Origin of the sequence: Vibrio sp. 1457, assembly GCF_033340195.1 — a bacterium.
GTDB classification, from domain to species: Bacteria; Pseudomonadota; Gammaproteobacteria; order Enterobacterales; family Vibrionaceae; genus Vibrio; species Vibrio alginolyticus.
Map to the genome: position 1 here is coordinate 1 of NZ_JAWOWA010000144.1, position 1046 is coordinate 1046.

Consider the following 1046-nt stretch of genomic DNA (forward strand, 5'->3'; position numbering starts at 1 on the left):
GCAATGTATGGTCACTCTTCTCTGCCACTGATGGTATTAGGCCTGGCGGTGATGGGCTTTGCGGAACTGTTTATCGACCCGGTTGCCATGTCGCAAATTACGCGCATTGAAATCCCCGGTGTGACCGGCGTATTAACCGGCATCTACATGCTGCTTTCTGGCGCGATCGCGAACTATCTGGCGGGCGTGATTGCCGATCAGACATCGCAGGCTTCGTTTGATGCTTCCGGGGCGATCAACTACTCCATCAATGCATATATTGAAGTATTTGATCAAATTACCTGGGGCGCACTGGCGTGTGTAGGACTGGTACTGATGATTTGGCTGTATCAGGCGCTGAAATTCAGAAACCGCGCGCTGGCGCTGGAGTCTTAATAGGCCAGCACCGATGCCTGATGCGACGCTTGACGCGTCTTATCAGGCCTACAGTTTGAAACTTATTTAAACCCTTTCTGCTGCTTAATCAGCTCATACGCCTGCTGAATTTCCTGCGCTTTCTGCTTCGCCATCTCCATCATCTCAGGCGGCAAACCTTTCGCCACCAGCTTATCGGGATGGTGTTCACTCATCAGCTTACGGTAGGCACGTTTGATGGTGGTCGCATCATCCGTCGGCTTCACGCCCAAAACATTACAGGCATCTTCCAGCGTCGGGCCACGCTGCGCTTGCTGCCAGTTACCACCGCCAGATTGCTGCTGATAACCGCCGCCAAACTGTGCACCGCCCTGCATCATGCGCAAAAACTGGTCAAACTGAGCGCGGGAGATCCCTAATTCTTCTGCAATGACATACAGCACCGCCCGTTCATTCGGGTGCAGTGAACCATCAGCAAACGCCGCCTGAATCTGGATCTCCAGAAACATACGAATTAAGTCAAAACGACCAAAGCAGACACTGCGAAACTGGCGCATCTTTTCGCGCAGCGGGTAATTGTCTGATTTTCCCACCCGGAACGCATTTTGCGCCGCAGTACGGGAAGCGCCATGAAGATTCATTCGGTCCATCAACTGGCTGGCGATATGAATATCAGCCTCCGTGACGCGACC

The 1046-nt window shown here is 53.0% G+C and carries 1 protein-coding gene and 1 pseudogene; one reads left to right on the forward strand and one right to left on the reverse strand.

Going from position 1 to position 1046, the window contains the following annotated elements:
• Window positions 1–375 (forward strand): annotated as a pseudogene (gene dtpD, locus R7Z41_RS24385) (dipeptide permease DtpD); the annotation flags it as partial.
• Window positions 376–437: 62 nt separating this feature from the next.
• Here dtpD and djlA read toward each other — a convergent pair.
• The coding region (gene djlA / locus R7Z41_RS24390) for a co-chaperone DjlA (RefSeq protein ID WP_318141690.1) at window positions 438–1046 on the reverse strand (609 nt) is incomplete at its 5' end.